Origin of the sequence: Microbacterium sp. SSM24, from assembly GCF_025989145.1 — a bacterium.
Classification (GTDB): domain Bacteria; phylum Actinomycetota; class Actinomycetes; order Actinomycetales; family Microbacteriaceae; genus Microbacterium.
In genome coordinates, this window is the sequence record NZ_JAPDNQ010000001.1 from 2297392 (window position 1) to 2314221 (window position 16830).

Sequence of the window (16830 nt, forward strand, 5' to 3'; positions counted from 1 at the left end):
ACATGGCTGACGGAGTCTCCGACACCGAGACCGCGATCCTCGACGCGGCACTCGCAGAAGTGCTGGCGCACGGCATCCGTAGAACGACCGCCTCCGACATCGCGCGGCGCGGCGGGATCGCTCGGCAGACCCTCTACCGGTACTGGCCCGACGCGCAGGCCATCTTCGCCGCGCTCGTCACACGTGAGCTCCTCGCGGTGCTGCCGTCTGGCGGGGCGGACCCCGCATCGCTCGACGACCTCGTCGGCGTACTCACCGAGACCGCCGACCGCGTGCGACGGATGCCGCTGGTCGACCGCCTGCGCGACACCGACCCCGAACTGTTCGCGCGGTACATCCTCGACCGCCTCGGCACCAGCCAGCGCGCGATCGTCGCCGAGACCGCCCGGCGGCTCGCATCCGGGCAGCGGGAGGGGTTCGTGCGTGCGGGCGACCCGTCGCAGCTGGCCGCGATGGTGCTCCTCATCACGCAGTCGGCCGTGCAGTCCGCGCCCCTCGTCGCCGAATGGCTGCCCGGCGAGGCATGGCGCACCGAGCTCGGCGCGGCGCTGCGCGGCTACCTTGCCCCGGTGTCCGTGTGAACATCGTCGGGCGGATGCCGCACCCGTCCGCGCTCACCGCGGTGCGGCGCGCGCGCGAGCTGGACGCACTCGCCGCCGGCCCGCCGCTCGACGTGCTGGTCATCGGCGGCGGCGTGACCGGCGCGGGGATCGCGCTGGATGCCGCGAGCCGGGGTCTGCGGACCGCGCTCGTCGAGCGGCACGACCTCGCCCACGGCACGAGTCGCTGGAGCTCGAAGCTCGTGCACGGGGGACTGCGCTACCTCGCGACCGGCCAGGTCGCGATCGCGCACGAGAGCGCCGCCGAGCGGCATCTCCTGATGACGCGTCTCGCGCCCCACCTCACGAGGGCGCTCGCGCAGGTCGTGCCCCTTTACGCGCCCGGACACGTACCGCGCGGAGCCTTCGTCGGACTCGGCTACGGCCTCGGCGACGGCCTCCGCCGCGTCGTCGGGACCCCGGGCGCCGTGCTCGGTCCGCCCGGGCCGATCGGACGAGCCGAGACACTGCGCCTGGTCCCCTCCGTCGAGCCGAAGGAGCTTCGCGGCGGAGTGCGCGGCTGGGACGGGCAGCTCATCGACGATGCGCGGCTGGTCGTGGCGATCGCGCGCACGGCGGCCGGGTACGGGGCATCCGTCCTCACCCGGGTCGAAGCGGTCTCGGCCGGCGGCGACGGCGCGGTGCTGCGCGACCGGCTCACAGGGTCGGAGGTCTCCGTGCGTGCGCGTGCCGTGGTGAGCGCCGCCGGCGTGTGGGCGGGCGAACTCGATGCGGACGTGCGGCTGCGGCCGAGTCGGGGCACGCACCTCGTCGTCTCGGCCGCGCGCCTGGGCGGATCGGATGCCTCGCTCACCGTGCCCGTGCCCGGGTCGTCGAGCCGCTTCGTCTTCACCCTCCCCGCGCCGCACGGCCGCGCGTACATCGGGCTCACCGACGTGCCCGCCGACGGCCCGCTGCCTGACGTGCCCTATGCGACCGAGCCCGAGATCGACGCGCTCCTGTCGACCATGAACACGGTGCTCGCGCGGCCCCTGACCCGCGACGATGTGCTGGCGACGTTCGCGGGCCTCCGTCCGCTGCTCGCCGGGGCGGACGGCGCCGACGACACGAGCGACCTGTCGCGCCGCCACGCGATCCTGGAGTCGTCGTCGGGACTGCTCAGCGTCGTGGGCGGAAAGCTGACGACCTACCGGCGCATGGCGGAGGACGCGGTGGATGCCGTCATCCGGCGGGATCCGTCCTTCCCGGCGCGCCCCTCGAGCACCCGCGGGATTCCGCTCGCCGGAGCCTGGCCGCGCCATCGGATGGCCGAGATCGCCGCTCCGCCCCGTCTCGTGCGCCGCTACGGCGCGGAGGCCCCCTATGCGGCGGCGCTTCCCGACGGCCCCGCCGCCGCGCGCGGCGTCACGGCGCAGGAGCTGCAGTGGGGCGTCGCCGTCGAGGGCGCGCTCGGTCTCGACGACCTGCTCGACCGGCGCACGAGACTCGGCCTCGTCGAGGCGGATCGCGAGGAGTCGACGGATGCCGCGGCCGCCGCCTTCGCGCGGGCCGGCGTGGAGCCCGTCTGAGCCCGCGGCACGGGTTGGCAGGAATCCGCAGAACGACGTCCGATCCCCGCGAGCGCCATGTCGGGGGCGCACGCGAGACTGGTTCCATGTCCTCGCCCGACGCCGCACCGACACCGCCCCACGGCGGTCTCGGCGTCGTCCAGGGCACCGCGCTGTACATCGCGTCCGTCCTCGGCACCGGCCTCCTGGTGCTTCCCGGGCTCGCCGCCGAGGCGGCTGGGCCGGCGAGCATCGTCGCCGTGCTCGCGGTGATCGGCCTCTCCATCCCCCTCGCGGGCACGTTCGCCGTGCTCGCCGCGCGCTACCCCGATCCGGGCGGCGTCGCCAGCTACGTGCGCAGGGCGCTGGGCGGCACCGCCGCGCGCATGACCGGCTACTGGTTCATGTTCGGCGTGTGCGCCGGAGCCCCCGTCGTGGCCGTGCTCGGCGCGGAGTACGTCGCGGCCGTGGCGGGCATCGACCGCGCCGCGGTTCCTGTCATCGCCCTGGCGATCCTCGTCCCGCCCTTCGCTGCGAACGCCTTCGGCGTGCGGGTCGCGGGCTGGGTGCAGTTCGTGCTCACCGCCCTGCTGCTCACCGTCGTGGTCGTCGTGGTGTCGCTCGCGGCCCCCGCCGTGGAGCCGTCGAACTTCACCCCCTTCCTGCCGCACGGCTGGGCGGGCGTGGGCACCGCGATCAGCCTGTTCGTCTGGGCGTTCGCCGGGTGGGAGGTGGGCACGCACATCTCGGGCGAGTTCCGCAACCCGCGTCGCGCGATCCCGATCGGCACGGCGATCGCCCTGGTCGTCACGGGCGTCTGCTACCTCCTGCTCCAGGTCATCACGGTGGGCGCGCTCGGCGACTCCGCCGGAGACGGGGCGGTCCCGCTGCTCGAGCTGGCGCGGCTCGGCTCGTCCGGCTTCGGACCCATCGCGGTGGGAACGATCGCCGCCATCGTGGCGCTCGGCGTCATGAACGCCTATCTCGCCGCGTTCGCGAAGCTCGGAGCATCCCTCGCCGCCAACCGCGACCTCCCGCGCTGGTTCGCGGCCGGCGTCGAGTCGGGTGCGGTTCCGCGACGTGCGCTCGCCCTCACCGGCGTCGTGGTGCTGCTCTACTTCTCGCTCATGCTGTGGTCGGGGCTCGAGCTGACTCCGTTCATCCTCGTGCACACGAGCAGCATGGTCTCGATCTACGCGGTCGGCATGGTCGCCGCCGTGAGACTGCTGCGACGGTGGTCCCTGGGCTGGTGGATGGCCGTCGTCGCCGCAGTCCTGTGCGCCGGCATGCTCGTGCTCGCGATCGGTTCGCTGCTTCCGGCGGCGATCCTCGCGGCCGGTGCCGTCGCGGTCACGCTCGTGCGGCGTGCACACCGGCTGCGGACCCCCTCGACGTTCGACTCCGCCGGGGTGAAGACGGCGGACAATCCGGCTCGCGGCGCCGACGACGGGCGTGCGGATGCCGCGGCCGAGCGCGCGTCGGCCCTGGAAGCCGAAGCTCCCAGGGCCGACGTGGCGGGCTGAGCCGCTACAGCGTCAGCGCCTTCTTCAGGATCTCGGTCTGCTCGGCGGCGTGCACCTTCGGCGAGCCCGTCGCCGTCGATGCGGCGGCGGAACGCGAGACGCGCCGCACCGTTCGGCCGTGCAGATGCTTGCTGAGCTCGAGTGCGATGAACGGCCACGCGCCCTGGTTCTCCGGCTCGTCCTGCACCCACACCAGTTCGGCGTTCGGGTACTGGTCGATGACCGCGTTGAGCTCGGTGACCGGCGACGGGTAGAACTGCTCCAGCCGGACGAGCGCGATCTCGGGGTTCGGGTTCTTGTCGAGCTCCGCACGCAGATCCCAGTGGATCTTGCCGGCGTGCAGGAGCACGCGCTTCACGGCGTCCTTCTCGAGGCCGCGGTCATCGTCGAGCACGGGCTCGAAACGGCCCGAGAGGAAGTCGTCGACCGGGCTGGTGGCACCGCGCAGGCGCAGCATCGCCTTCGGCGTGAACACGACCAGCGGACGGCGGGGGCGCGCGTAGGCCTGGCGGCGCAGCAGGTGGAAGTACGACGCGGGCGTCGACGGGCGCGCGACGGTCATGTTGTCCTGCGCGCACATCTGCAGGTAGCGCTCGATGCGCGCCGATGAGTGGTCGGGCCCCTGGCCCTCGTAGCCGTGGGGGAGGAGCAGTGCGACGCTCGACTGCTGGCCCCACTTCTGGTCGGCCGACGAGATGAACTCGTCGATGACCGACTGGGCTCCGTTGGCGAAGTCGCCGAACTGGGCCTCCCACAGCACGAGCGAATCGGCCCGCTCGACGGAGTACCCGTACTCGAACGCCATCGCGGCGTACTCGCTGAGGAGCGAGTCGTACACCCAGAAGCGCCCCTGGTCGGCGGCGAGGTTCGAGAGCGGGATCCACTCCTGCCCGTTCGCACGGTCGTGGAGCACCGAGTGGCGCTGGACGAACGTGCCGCGGCGGGCGTCCTGTCCGGCGAGCCGGACGTTCGTCTTCTCGAGCAGGAGCGAGCCGAACGCGAGGAGCTCTCCGAACGCCCAGTCGATCGAGCCGTTGCGGCTCATGTCGAGACGCTTCTCGAGAAGCTGCTGGAGCTTCGCGTGCACCGTGAAACCTTCGGGCTTGTTGACGAAGGCATCGCCGACCAGGTTCACGACCTCGCGGGTCACGCCGGTCGTCTCGGGCTCGCCCACCGCGGGGGCGTCGTCCGCGACATCCGCCTGAATCACCGGCGACGAGCCGGTCTCTGCCGCGTGGGTCTCGGCGAAGGCGATCTCGAGGCGGTTCTGGAAGTCCTGCTTGGCCTTGTCGTACTCTTCCTCGGTGATGTCGCCGCGGCCGACGAGGGCCTCGGTGTACAGGCGCCGGACCGAGCGCTTCGCCTCGATGAGGTTGGTCATGAGCGGCTGCGTCATCGAGGGGTCGTCGCCCTCGTTGTGACCGCGACGGCGGTAGCACACGAGATCGATCACGACGTCGCGGTGGAAGCGCTCGCGGTACGCGAACGCCAGCTGCGACACACGGGTGACGGCCTCGGGGTCGTCGCCGTTCACGTGGAAGATGGGCGCCTGGATCGTTTTGGCGACATCGGTGGCGTACACCGAGCTGCGCGCATCGACGGGCGTCGTCGTGAAGCCGACCTGATTGTTGACCACGACGTGCACCGTGCCGCCGGTGCGGTAGCCCCGCAGCTGCGACATCTGGAGCGTCTCGAACACGACACCCTGGCCCGCGAACGCGGCGTCGCCGTGCACGAGGATCGGCAGCCATGAGAACGTCCCGATCGGCTTGCGGTCCTGCTTCGCGCGGACGATGCCCTCGAGCACGCCGTCGACGGTCTCGAGGTGCGACGGGTTCGCTGCGAGGTACACCGGCAGCTGCTCGCCGCGGTCGTCCACGAAGGTCCCCTCGGTGCCGAGGTGGTACTTGACGTCGCCGGAACCGCTCTTCGAGCCGATCGCGACGGAACCCTCGAACTCGCGGAACACCTGCCCGTAGGTCTTGCCGGCGATGTTCGTCAGCACGTTGAGGCGGCCGCGGTGGGCCATGCCAATGGCCGCGCCGTCGAGGCCGGCCTCGGCCGCACCCTGGAGGATCTCGTCGAGCAGCGGGATGAGCGACTCGCCGCCCTCGAGGCTGAAGCGCTTCTGGCCGACGTACTTCGTCTGCAGGAACGTCTCGAACGCCTCGGCCTGCTGGAGCTTGTCGAGGATGCGCAGCTGCTCGGCGTGACCGGGCTTCTGGTACTTGAGCTCGACGTTCTCCTGGAACCACTTGCGCTGCTCGGGGTCCTGGATGTGCATGTACTCGAGGCCGATGGTGCGGCAGTAGGAGTCGCGCAGCACGCCGAGGATGTCGCGCAGCTTCATCGTGCGCTTGCCGCCGAACCCGCCGGTGACGAACTCGCGGTCGAGATCCCAGAACGTCAGTCCGTGCTGCTCGATCTCGAGGTCGGGGTGCGTGCGCTGCACGTACTCGAGCGGGTCGATGTCGGCCATCAGGTGGCCGCGCACGCGGAACGAGTTGATGAGCTCCTGCACGCGCGCCTGCTTGTCGACGCGCTCGGCCAGGTCGACGTTGATGTCGGCGGCCCAGTGGATCGGTGCGTAGGGGATGCGCAGCGCAGCGAAGATGTCTTCGTAGAAGTTGCGCTGACCGATGAGCAGCTCGTGAACCCGCTTGAGGAACTCGCCTGATCCCGCGCCCTGGATGACGCGGTGGTCGTAGGTGCTGGTCAGCGTGATCGTCTTGCCGATCGCGAGCTCGTTGAGGGTCTTGTCGCTCGCGCCCTGGAACTCCGCGGGGTACTCGAGGGCACCGGCCCCGACGATGCAGCCCTGCCCCTTCATGAGGCGCGGCACCGAGTGCACCGTGCCGATCCCGCCCGGGTTGGTGAGCGAGATCGTCGTGCCCTGGAAGTCGGCCGCGGTGAGCTTGTTGTTGCGGGCGCGCGTGACGAGGTCTTCGTAGGTGGTGAGGAACTCGCCGAAGGTGAGCTGGTCGGCGCGCTTGATGCTCGGGACGAGGAGCGCACGGGTGCCGTCGGGCTTGGGCAGGTCGATCGCGATGCCGAGGTTGACGTGCGCCGGCGCGACCACCGACGGCTTGCCGTCGATCTCGGCGTAGAACACGTTCTGGCTCGGGAACTCCTTGAGCGCCCGGATGATCGCCCAGCCGATGAGGTGGGTGAAGCTGACTTTGCCGCCGCGGGTGCGGGACATGTGGTTGTTGACGACGATGCGGTTGTCGATCATCAGCTTCGCCGGGACGGTGCGCACACTCGTCGCAGTCGGCACCGTGAGCGACTCGTCCATGTTCGCGGCGAGGGTCTTGGGCATGCCGCGCAGCACGGTCACGTGGTCCTCGGCGCTCTCGGTCGCCGCGGAGGGCTCGACCTTCGGCGCCTGGGCGGGGATCGGCTGCGGCGCCGCGGGGCGGGCCGTGGTGCGGGCCACCGGCTGTGCTCCGATGATCGGCACCGGCGCGGTCACCGGGCGCGGCTCGTTCGCGGATGCCGCGGTCGCGGACGGGCTCGCGCCCTCCGAGACCTGCTGCGCCGGCGCCGGCGGCGGAGCCGCGGTGTCGGCCTCGTCGACCGGGTGGTAGGCCTCGAGGACGGGCCACCACGCCTTGTCGACGGAGTTCCGGTCGATCTTGAACTGCTCGTACAGCTCGTCGACGAGCCACTCGTTGGCTCCGAACTCTCCTTCGTTCGAAACCCCGACGCCCGTCACCTGGCTCGACACGCTGAATCGCCTGCTTTCATCGGTGAAGATCTGGGACGCGCGAGGGCTCCCGAAGGCCCCGCTCGCACGACTCTCAAGCGTAACCCAGTCTGACGCGACGATTCCGGCTGTGGAGGAGCCCCGCCTGAAAGAACTCACATCATTACCTGTACAGGAAGTGTCACTACCCTTGACGGACATGGAGTTCTACGGTGACCGCCCCGACGTCGATCTGACGTATTCCGATGTCTTCCTCGTCCCCCGGCGGTCTTCGATCACCAGCCGCCTCGACGTCGATCTGTCGCCGCGCGACGGGACGACGGCGACGATCCCGCTCGTGTCGGCGAACATGAACTCGGTCACCGGCGCTCGGCTTGCGGCGACCCTCGCTCGTCGCGGAGGGCTCGGCGTGCTCCCGCAGGACATGCCGCTCCAAGAGCTCGACGCCGCGATCCGTTGGGTGAAGTCGCAGCCCGTGCCGTGGGACACCCCGCTGGTGCTGCCGCCCGACGCGACCGTGGCCGACGCCGCCCGGCTGCTGCCGGCGACCGAGGGTCACGGCATCGTGGTGGCGGATGCTGCGGCCGGGAAGCTCGACATCGGCGACATCCTCGGCGTCGTGCCCGCGACGCGCCTGGGCACCGCTCTGCCGGACGCCCGCCTGGGCGACCTCGCACGCGGGCGGACGGCATCCGTCGACGCCGTCGACATCGAGAGCGCGCGGCACGCGTTCGACGTGATCGTGGCCGCGGGCGCCGAGACGGTGTGCGTCCTCGACCACGGGCACCTCGTCGGCACGCTCTCGCGGCGCAGCGCGCTGCGCTCGACCCTCTATCGTCCGGCCGTCGACGCGTCCGGACGGCTCATCGTCGCCGCCGCGATCGGCATCAACGGCGACGTCGCCGCGAAGGCCCAGGCGCTCGCCGCGGCGGGCGTGGACGTGCTCGTCGTTGACACCGCCCACGGCCATCAGGAGGGGATGCTGCGCGCGCTGCGCGCGGTCGCCGACCTCGACCTCGGCATCCCGATCGCGGCGGGCAACATCGTGACCGCCGAGGGCGTGCACGACCTCGTGACCGCGGGTGCGGACATCCTCAAGGTCGGCGTCGGTCCCGGGGCCATGTGCACGACCCGCATGATGACGGCGGTCGGTCGTCCGCAGTTCTCGGCGGTGCTCGAGGCCGCCGAGGCCGCCCGCATCATGGGCGCGCACGTGTGGGCGGACGGCGGAGTGCGCTACCCGCGCGACGTCGCGCTCGCGCTCGCGGCGGGCGCGGCATCCGTCATGATCGGCTCGTGGTTCGCGGGCACGATCGAGGCGCCCGGCGAGCTTCAGGTCGACGCGGCCGGCCGCACCTACAAGGAGTCCTGGGGCATGGCCTCGACCAAGGCGGTCCACGAGCGCTTCGGCCGGCTCGACCCGTACGAGCTCGCGCGCAAGGAGCTGTTCGCCGAGGGCATCTCGTCGTCGAAGATCTACCTCGATCCGCTGCGTCCCGGCCTGGAGGACCTGCTCGACATGATCACGTCCGGCGTGCGGTCGTCGTTCACCTACGCCGGCGCCGCGACTGTCCCCGAGTTCCACGACCGCGCGCGTGTCGGTCTGCAGTCCGCCGCCGGGTACGAAGAGGGCAAGGCGCTGCCCGTCAGCTGGTGAGGCCCGCGTCGTCGCGCCGGCGCTTTCGCGCCGCCCGCGCTTCGCGCTCTCCCGGCGCTTCGCGCCGCCCGCGCTTCGCGCTCTCCCGGCGCTTCGCGCCGCCCGCGCTTCGCGCTCTCCCGGCGCTTCGCGCCGCCCGCGCTTCGCGCTCTCCCGGCGCTTCGCGCCGCCCGCGCTTCGCGCTGCCCGCTTCTGCATCCGCGTGGCTTCGGTCGAGTCGCGTTTGCAGGATTGGACAGCGCGAAGCCCGCGCCGGCGAAGCGCGGATCACCGACCGGCCGCGGGGGAGGGGCGAGGAGCGGATGCCGCGGCCGACACCCTACGGACGCCGCCTCGAGCTCGGCAGCCCATCCGCGGTCAGGATGTCGTACACGCGGCGCTCGTCGTCGAGCTCGATGGCCTCGAGCCGTGAGAACCCCCGCACCTCGCGACGGATCTCGTTCTCGCGATTCTTCTCATCGATCACGATCTCCGCGGGGAGGCGGCCGCCGAGGAATTCAGGGCTCATGTACTTCCCGCGTCCGTCGATCTCGAGCCAGTGATCCTGTTCGGGGAAGTACCGATCGCCGAAGACAAGTCGACCGGAGGCCAGAAGGCGACGCTCCTGTGGCCGCGAGACGGGGAATCCGAGCTTGGCGAGCAGAACGCGGGCGTGGGTCTCGCGCACGTTCGCCGCGCCGTCTTCGGCCAGGTGGACGACATGAAGAGCCCGCACGTCACCGCGTTGAGGCGGTCCGGCATCGAGGAGGGCGAGCAACTCGTCCCTGGTTGCGAGTGCCCCTCCGGGCCGCCCGGACCACAGCGCTTGATCCACCGCCGTTGATGCGCGCAGAAAGGGCAAGGTTCGCGCCAGGTCCAGCGCCGTTTGCGCGGGCGTGGTGAGTGCGTGCACGCCGAAGTCGGTCGTCTGAACCTCTTCGAGCCCGCATGCGTGCCTGCACACGGCGCCGCCGGACCGGCCGCCGGTCGCTCGCTCGATCCGGACATCGACCCGGTCGGGCCACTTGCCCAGAACGTCCATTCCGTGCACGGCCGCCGCGGCGAGATGCGACACGACGGCGCCGGGCTCGAGGCGTCGACACACTTCGTGCACGAAGACGCGATGGCGCTCGATCGGGCGCAGCGCGAGCCAATCCACCCGACGGGCATATGCCCCCGTCGTCACCCGCACCCAGATGCCGGAGCGGACGCCCCTCGCCAGTCGACGGTCGTCGACGGCGTCGAGCTGGTCCCGCCGGCGCAAGACGACGATCGGAGGCTGGTAGTCCAGGATGCGCGGCTCGCTCATGGTCGAGCCTCCGTCGCGAAGGCGGGCACGACGGGCTCAGGCGCCGCTCGCGTGGGTTCCGTCGCGACACACTCCTCTGGGGAGGAGTCGCGGAACGCGGCATCCGCTCATCCCCGACACGCTGCCGATTCCTGCACTCGCGGCCTCTTCGAGCCGCCGCGGATGCAGGAACCGACAGCGCGAAGCCCGCAGACGACGGATGCCGCGGCCCGGCCGGCGGGGGAGTCCTGCCGTAGACTTGTCGGCACGATGGACGACCCTCCCAGTTGCAGACCCTCGCCCCACCGACCCGCCTCCCGTTCGATCGGGGGTGATGCGTGATGGATTACGTCATGCTGGGCGTGGGGCTTCTGCTCACGGTCGGGACCGGCCTGTTCGTCGCGAGCGAGTTCGCGCTGGTCAACCTCGACCGCGCTGACCTCGAGGCTCGCCGCGAGGCCGGCGAAACCCGCCTCTCGATGACCATCAGCGCGCTGAAGATCACCTCGACGCATCTCTCCAGCGCGCAGCTCGGCATCACGCTGACCACGCTCCTCACCGGTTACACGATGGAGCCGGCGATCTCGAGCCTGCTGCGCCCGGTGTTCACCGCGTGGGGCCTGCCCGCAGGTCTCGTGAGCCCGCTCGCGGTCATCATCGCCATCTCGGTCGCCACGATCTTCTCGATGATCATCGGCGAACTGGTTCCGAAGAACTTCGCCCTGGCCATCCCGCGCCAGACCGCCAAGCTCGTCATGCCGTTCCAGGTGGCGTTCACCACCGTGTTCCGCCCCGCGATCGTCGTGCTCAACGGCAGCGCCAACGGCGTGCTGCGGGCCGTCGGCATCGAACCGAAGGAAGAGCTGTCCGGCGCGCGTACGGCCGAGGAGCTCTCCAGTCTCGTGCGCCGATCGGCGAGCGCCGGCGTGCTCGAGGAAGACACGGCGTCGCTCCTCGACCGCAGCCTGACCTTCGCGCGCCTCAGCGCGGCGGACGTCATGACGCCGCGCCCCAGCATCCACGCGGTCTCCGCGGACGATTCCGCCGAAGATGTGATCCAGCTCGCGCGCCGCACGGGACACAGTCGCTTCCCCGTCTACGACGACTCGATGGACGACATCACCGGCATCGTGCATCTGAAGGCCGCCGTCGGCGTGCCCCGCGACCGGCGCACGGACGTGCCCGCGGGGGCGCTGGCGACTGAGCCGCTGCGCATCCCCGAGGCTGTCCACCTCGACGCCCTCGTCTCGGAGCTGCGCGCGCGCGGCTACCAGATGGCGGTCGTCGTCGACGAGTACGGCGGCACGGCCGGCGTCGTCACGCTCGAGGACCTCGTCGAGGAGATCGTCGGCGAGGTGCTCGACGAGCACGACCGCCGTCGGGCGGGAATCGTCCGGGCCGAGGGCTCGATCCAGTTCCCCGGCGAACTCCGACCCGACGAGGTGCTCGATCGCACCGGCATCCGCATCCCCGAGGGCGACGTGTACGACACGGTCGGCGGGTACATCATGAGCGTCCTCGAGCGCATCCCCGTCGTGGGCGACCGCATCGAGACCGAGGATGGCGCGATCGAGGTGCAGCGCATGGAGGGCCGCCGGGTCGACCGCGTGCGCTTCACCCCCACCCCCATGCCGCACGACGTGGCCGCGACGGAAGGGGGTGAGTCCCGATGAACGATTGGGCAGGAATCGCCTGGCTCGTGGTCCTCCTCATCGCGAACGCCTTCTTCGTCGGCGCCGAGTTCGCCGTCATCTCGGCCCGCCGCTCGCAGATCGAGCCGCTCGCCGAGAAGGGATCGCGCTCGGCCAAGACCGCGCTCTACGCGATGGAGCACGCGACCCTGATGCTCGCGACGAGCCAGCTCGGCATCACGATCTGCTCGCTGCTGATCCTCAACGTGTCGGAACCGGCCATCCACCACCTGCTCGCGGAGCCGCTCGCCCTCACGGGCCTGTCGGAGGGCGCCGTCGACACGATCGCGTTCGTCATCGCGCTGCTGCTCGTGTCGTACCTGCATGTCGTGTTCGGCGAGATGGTGCCGAAGAACCTCGCGTTCTCGATCCCCGACCGCGCAGTGCTGATGCTCGCGACCCCGCTGGTGTGGGTGTCGAAGGTCTTCCACCCGGTGATCGTCACACTGAACTGGATCGCGAACCACGTCGTGCGCCTGTTCCGCGTCGAGCCGAAGGACGAGGCAGCCTCGACCTTCACGCTCGAGGAGGTCGCCACGATCGTGAACCAGTCGCGCATCGAGGGCGTCCTCGACGACCTCGCCGGCACCGTCTCGGCGGCGCTGGAGTTCACCGACAAGAAGGCCGCCGACATCGCGGTGCCGCTGGCCGACCTGGTGACGCTGCCCGAGACGACGACGCCCGACGAGATCGAGCGCGCCGTGTCGAAGCACGGGTTCTCGCGCTACGTGATCGTCGACACGGCCCGCACGCCGCTCGGGTACGTGCACCTGAAGGACATCCTGCAGGCGGCAGAGGGGCCGGATGCCGCGACCGACGTCGCCCGTCCGATCCCGGCCAAGCGCATCCACCATATGGTCCCGGTGCTCGAGACCACGGACCTCGAGGACGCGCTGGCGGTCATGCGCCGCGCGGGCCGTCACCTCGCCCAGGTGCGCAACGACGACGGCGAGATCACCGCAGTCCTCTTCCTGGAGGACATCATCGAGGAGCTCATCGGCGAGGTGCAGGACGCGACGCGTCGCGGCCTGCGCTGACCCGCGCGGGCCTGTCCCGGCCTGTCGCGGCGCATAACTCCTGCACATTCTCAGCTGGGCGGCGCCCGTGGTGCGGAAACACGGAGCGCTCCGGCCCCGGATCGGTGAAAGTGCAGGAGTTATGCGCCGCCCGGCGGGGCCGCCCGGCGGGGCGGGGCGGCCGGGGCTGGCGGGGCGAGGCGGGGCCGGGCGAGGCGAGGCGGGGGCGGGTGAGGCCGGGCGCGCGGCTCAGCGCCGGGCGCGCAGGTACTGCTTCGGCCAGTAGTCGATCTCGGCGCCGAGCTCGTCGGCGGCGCGGAGGGCGTAGTGCGGGTCGCGCAGCCACTCGCGTCCGGCCATGATCGCGTCTGCCTCGCCGTCGGCGAGGATCTGCTCGGCGTGCGAAGCGTCGTCGATCATGCCCACGGCGCTCACGGGCACGCCGGCCTCCCGGCGAACGCGCGCTGCGAGGTCGACCTGGTATCCGGGGCCGGTCGTGATCTTCTGGTGCGCGACGAGACCGCCGCTGGAGATGTCGAAGAAGTCGGCGCCGTGCTCGGCCGCCCAGCGCGCGACCACGGCGGTCTGGTCGGCATCCCAGCCGCCGTCCGCCCAGTCGGTCGCAGAGAACCGCACCAGCAGCGGGATGCCGGGCGCGGCATCCGTCACGGCGTCGATCACTCGCAGGAGCAGGCGCGCGCGATTCTCGAGCGAGCCGCCGTACTCGTCGCCGCGCAGGTTCGACAGCGGGGACAGGAACTGGTGGAGGAGGTAGCCGTGCGCGGCGTGGACCTCGAGCACCTCGAATCCGGCGGCCACGGCGCGCCGGGCGGCGGACCCGAAGTCGGCGACGACGCGGTCGATGCCGGCGAGGTCGAGTGCGGCGGGCTCGGCGAAGCCGTCGAAGGCGACGGCCGACGGCGCGACCGTGCCCCAGCCGCCTTCGGCTTCGGCGACCGTGCCGCGGCGTCCCGAGAAGGGCGACCACGTCGAGGCCTTGCGTCCGGCGTGGGCCAGCTGCACGGCGGCGACCGCGCCGCGCGAACGGATCGCGGCGACGATCGGCGCCCACGCGTCGCGCTGCTCGTCGGTCCACAGTCCGGTGTCGTCCGGCGAGATGCGGCCCTCCGGTGAGACGGCCGTCGCCTCGGCGATCACGAGCCCGGCCCCGCCCGACGCGAACTGCGCGAGGTGCGTGTGGTGCCACTCCTGCGGCACGCCGCCCACGGCGCTGTACTGGCACATCGGTGAGACCCACAGCCGGTTGCGAAGGGTCAGGTCGCGCAGCGAGAGGGGCGTGAAGAGTGTGCTCATTCGGGGGAGTCTCCGCGGGTAGGGTGGCGCCATGACCCGGTCATGGACGGCGGCGGACGCCGGTCGCGTCCTGCGAAGGCCAACGGCCTCCGACGACAAGTATTCCCGCGGAGTGCTCGGCATCCGCACCGGGTCCGACACGTATCCGGGCGCCGCGGTCCTGGGCGTCGAGGCGGCGTGGCGCACCGGACTGGGCATGGTGCGCTACCTCGGGCCGGAGCGTCCGACGTCGCTGGTGCTCGCGCGCAGGCCAGAGACCGTCGCGGCCGATGGGCGCGTGCAGGCATGGCTGATCGGATCGGGGACGGATGCCGCGACCCGCCCGTCGCACGAGACGGAGGCCCTGCGCGGCATCCTGCACGACACCGATCCGGTGATCGTGGATGCCGGCGCCCTCGACCTCGCGGCGGACGCCACGGCGCCGCGCATCCTCACCCCGCACGACCGCGAGCACGCGCGGCTGCGCTCGGCACTCGGCCTCGGGCACGCCGGGGTCGATCGCGCAGCGTCTGCCCGCGAGACGGCCGAGGCCACCGGGGCGGTCGTGCTGCTGAAGGGATCGTCGACGATCGTGGCCGCTCCCGACGGCGCGGTGATCGAGGTGTCGGCGGGCACGCCGTGGCTCGCGACGGCGGGCACCGGCGACGTGCTCGCGGGTGCGATCGGCGCGCTCGTCGCGGCGGCGGTTGCGGGGGAGAGGGCGACGGATGCCGCGTCCCTCGCCGCACTCGCCGCGTCCGGCGCCTGGCTGCACGGGCACGCCGGCCGCCTCGCATCGGCCGCGCGCGGCGGTGGGCCGATCACGGCGCTCGATGTCGCGGAGTCGCTCTCCCACGCCGTCGCCGACGCGCTCGACGCCGTGTGACGCGCGCTGCGCGACGGCGCACGCGCGCGCACGGGCCGCGCGGCCCGGTGCCGCGCCCGGCGCGAAATAGGATTGCCGAGTGTCGAGGCGAGCATGGCTGTGGGTCGGGTTCGCCGTGGTGCACGTCGTCGTGGCGAGCCTCGGCTTCACGGAGCCGAACGCGCCGATGGGCGACGTCTCCCTCGTGTACGAGCCGTGGGTGCGCGCGGCGGTCGAGAACGGCTCGATCATGGGAATCTCGCAGGAGTGGATCTATCCGCAGCTCGCGATCGTGCCGATGGTGCTCGCCCTCGGTCTGGCGTGGATCGCCGGCTACGAGGTCGCGTGGGCGATCCTGATCACGGCGCTCAACGCCCTCGCGTTCGCGCTGCTCGTGGGACGTGGGCGCTCCGCCGGCCGTACGGTCGCCGCGGCCTTCTGGCTCCTCTTCATCCTGCTGCTGGGGCCCGTGGGCATGTACCGGCTGGATGCCGTCACCGTGCCTCTCGCGCTCGCCGGCGTGCTGTGGCTCGTCGGTCGCCCGCTTCTGGCGTCGATGCTGCTGGCGGCGGCGACGTGGATGAAGGTCTGGCCGGCCGCCCTTCTTGCGGCGGCCGTGATCGCCGTGCGGCGACGGCTCGTCGTGCTCGCCGGCGCGCTGATCGTCACGGGCCTCACGCTCGTGGCCGTGGTCGCCGCCGGCGGGGGAGCGCATGCCTTCGGGTTCGTCGCCGGCCAGACCGGGCGCGGACTTCAGCTCGAGGCGCCCGTGACGGCGTGGTACCTCTGGCAGGCGGTGGCCGGCGTCGAGGGGGCCGCGGTCTACTACGACTTCGACATCCTCACCTTCCAGGTCACCGGTCCGAACGTCGATCCGGTGATCGCGGCGATGACGCCGCTGCTGGTGCTCGCCGTGCTCGCGGTCGCGGCGCTCGGCGCTGTGCAGGCGTGGCGTGGCGCGAGGTTCGCGGCGCTGTTCCCGCCGCTCGCCCTCGCCCTCGTGCTCGCCTTCATCGTGTTCAACAAGGTCGGCTCGCCCCAGTTCCTCACCTGGATCATCACCCCGATCGCGATCGGGCTCGTGCTCGATCGCCGGCGGTGGTGGGGCGCCGCCGTGGCGGGGCTCGCCGCCGCGCTGCTGACCCAGCTGGTCTACCCCCTGCTCTACGACCGCCTCATCCTCGCCGACGCCTTCGCCGCCTCGGTTCTCACGCTGCGCAACCTGCTGCTGATCGCGCTGCTCGTGTGGGCGGTGGTGCGCGTCGTGCGGGCTCCGCGCGGTGCGCGGGTCCGCCTCGCTTCCTGACATCCATCGACCCCTCGGAGGTTCCCATGCTCGTCGCCTTCTCCGTCGCTCCCAGCGGCACCGGCAGTGCGGACGGTTCGGTGCACGACGCCGTCGCCGCAGCGGTCCGCGTCGTGCGCGACTCCGGCCTGCCCCACCGCACCACCTCGATGTTCACCGAGATCGAGGGGGAGTGGGACGAGGTGTTCGACGTCGTCAAGCGCGCCACCGAGGCCGTCCAGCCGTTCGGCTCCCGGGTTTCGCTCGTCCTCAAGGCCGACATCCGTCCCGGCTGGACCGGCGAGCTCGACGGCAAGGTCGAGCGTCTCGAAGCCGCCATCGAGGAGCAGCGCGACGCGTGAGCGGGGCCGGGCGCGGCATCCGCTTCGAATCGATTCGACAGGATGCCGCACCCGCGGC

General features: G+C 71.7%; 12 protein-coding genes. 9 read left to right on the forward strand and 3 right to left on the reverse strand.

From position 1 onward, the window contains the following. Window positions 1–2 precede the first annotated feature (2 nt). From OL358_RS10630 to OL358_RS10640, 3 genes are all read left to right on the forward strand, one after another. Window positions 3–581 (forward strand): TetR/AcrR family transcriptional regulator, encoded by a 579-nt coding sequence (locus tag OL358_RS10630; RefSeq protein WP_264709942.1) that lies wholly within the window; start codon window positions 3–5, stop codon window positions 579–581. Window positions 582–595: 14 nt separating this feature from the next. Continuing rightward, on the forward strand, window positions 596–2128 hold the full coding sequence (locus OL358_RS10635) for a glycerol-3-phosphate dehydrogenase/oxidase (protein ID WP_264709943.1): 1533 nt from the start codon (window positions 596–598) through the stop codon (window positions 2126–2128). 86 nt (window positions 2129–2214) lie between these two features. Further along, the gene (locus OL358_RS10640; protein WP_264709944.1) at window positions 2215–3630 is read left to right on the forward strand and encodes an APC family permease; all 1416 of its coding nucleotides are present in this window, start codon (window positions 2215–2217) and stop codon (window positions 3628–3630) included. Between the two features lie 4 nt (window positions 3631–3634). Here the strand turns inward: OL358_RS10640 and OL358_RS10645 are convergent, their stop codons facing one another. Continuing rightward, entirely contained in the window at window positions 3635–7357 is a 3723-nt protein-coding gene (locus OL358_RS10645; protein WP_264709945.1) for a multifunctional oxoglutarate decarboxylase/oxoglutarate dehydrogenase thiamine pyrophosphate-binding subunit/dihydrolipoyllysine-residue succinyltransferase subunit, read from the reverse strand. Window positions 7358–7535: 178 nt separating this feature from the next. Here OL358_RS10645 and OL358_RS10650 point away from each other — a divergent pair, with 178 nt between their 5' ends. Beyond that, entirely contained in the window at window positions 7536–8993 is a 1458-nt protein-coding gene (locus OL358_RS10650) for a GuaB1 family IMP dehydrogenase-related protein (protein ID WP_264709946.1), read from the forward strand. Window positions 8994–9312: 319 nt separating this feature from the next. Here OL358_RS10650 and OL358_RS10655 read toward each other — a convergent pair whose 3' ends face one another. Continuing rightward, window positions 9313–10281 (reverse strand): hypothetical protein, encoded by a 969-nt coding sequence (locus OL358_RS10655; RefSeq protein WP_264709947.1) that lies wholly within the window; start codon window positions 10279–10281, stop codon window positions 9313–9315. Between the two features lie 320 nt (window positions 10282–10601). Here OL358_RS10655 and OL358_RS10660 point away from each other — a divergent pair, with 320 nt between their 5' ends. Continuing rightward, window positions 10602–11933, forward strand: coding sequence for a hemolysin family protein (locus OL358_RS10660; protein WP_264710280.1), 1332 nt, complete (start codon window positions 10602–10604; stop codon window positions 11931–11933). Further along, window positions 11930–12988, forward strand: a complete 1059-nt coding sequence (locus tag OL358_RS10665) for a hemolysin family protein (protein ID WP_264709948.1) — start codon at window positions 11930–11932, stop codon at window positions 12986–12988. The genes OL358_RS10660 and OL358_RS10665 overlap by 4 nt, the downstream gene beginning before the upstream one ends. A 228-nt stretch (window positions 12989–13216) precedes the next feature. Here OL358_RS10665 and OL358_RS10670 read toward each other — a convergent pair whose 3' ends face one another. Further along, entirely contained in the window at window positions 13217–14281 is a 1065-nt protein-coding gene (locus OL358_RS10670; RefSeq protein WP_264709949.1) for an NADH:flavin oxidoreductase/NADH oxidase, read from the reverse strand. Window positions 14282–14312: 31 nt separating this feature from the next. Here OL358_RS10670 and OL358_RS10675 point away from each other — a divergent pair, with 31 nt between their 5' ends. The 3 genes from OL358_RS10675 to OL358_RS10685 all read left to right on the forward strand — a co-directional run bounded on the left by OL358_RS10675 (window position 14313) and on the right by OL358_RS10685 (window position 16772). Beyond that, the gene (locus OL358_RS10675; protein ID WP_264709950.1) at window positions 14313–15146 is read left to right on the forward strand and encodes an NAD(P)H-hydrate dehydratase; all 834 of its coding nucleotides are present in this window, start codon (window positions 14313–14315) and stop codon (window positions 15144–15146) included. A gap of 79 nt (window positions 15147–15225) precedes the next feature. After that, window positions 15226–16431: a hypothetical protein gene (locus OL358_RS10680; protein WP_264709951.1), complete on the forward strand. Its 1206-nt coding sequence runs from the start codon at window positions 15226–15228 to the stop codon at window positions 16429–16431. A gap of 26 nt (window positions 16432–16457) precedes the next feature. Further along, window positions 16458–16772, forward strand: a complete 315-nt coding sequence (locus OL358_RS10685; RefSeq protein WP_264709952.1) for an MTH1187 family thiamine-binding protein — start codon at window positions 16458–16460, stop codon at window positions 16770–16772. Window positions 16773–16830 lie beyond the last annotated feature (58 nt).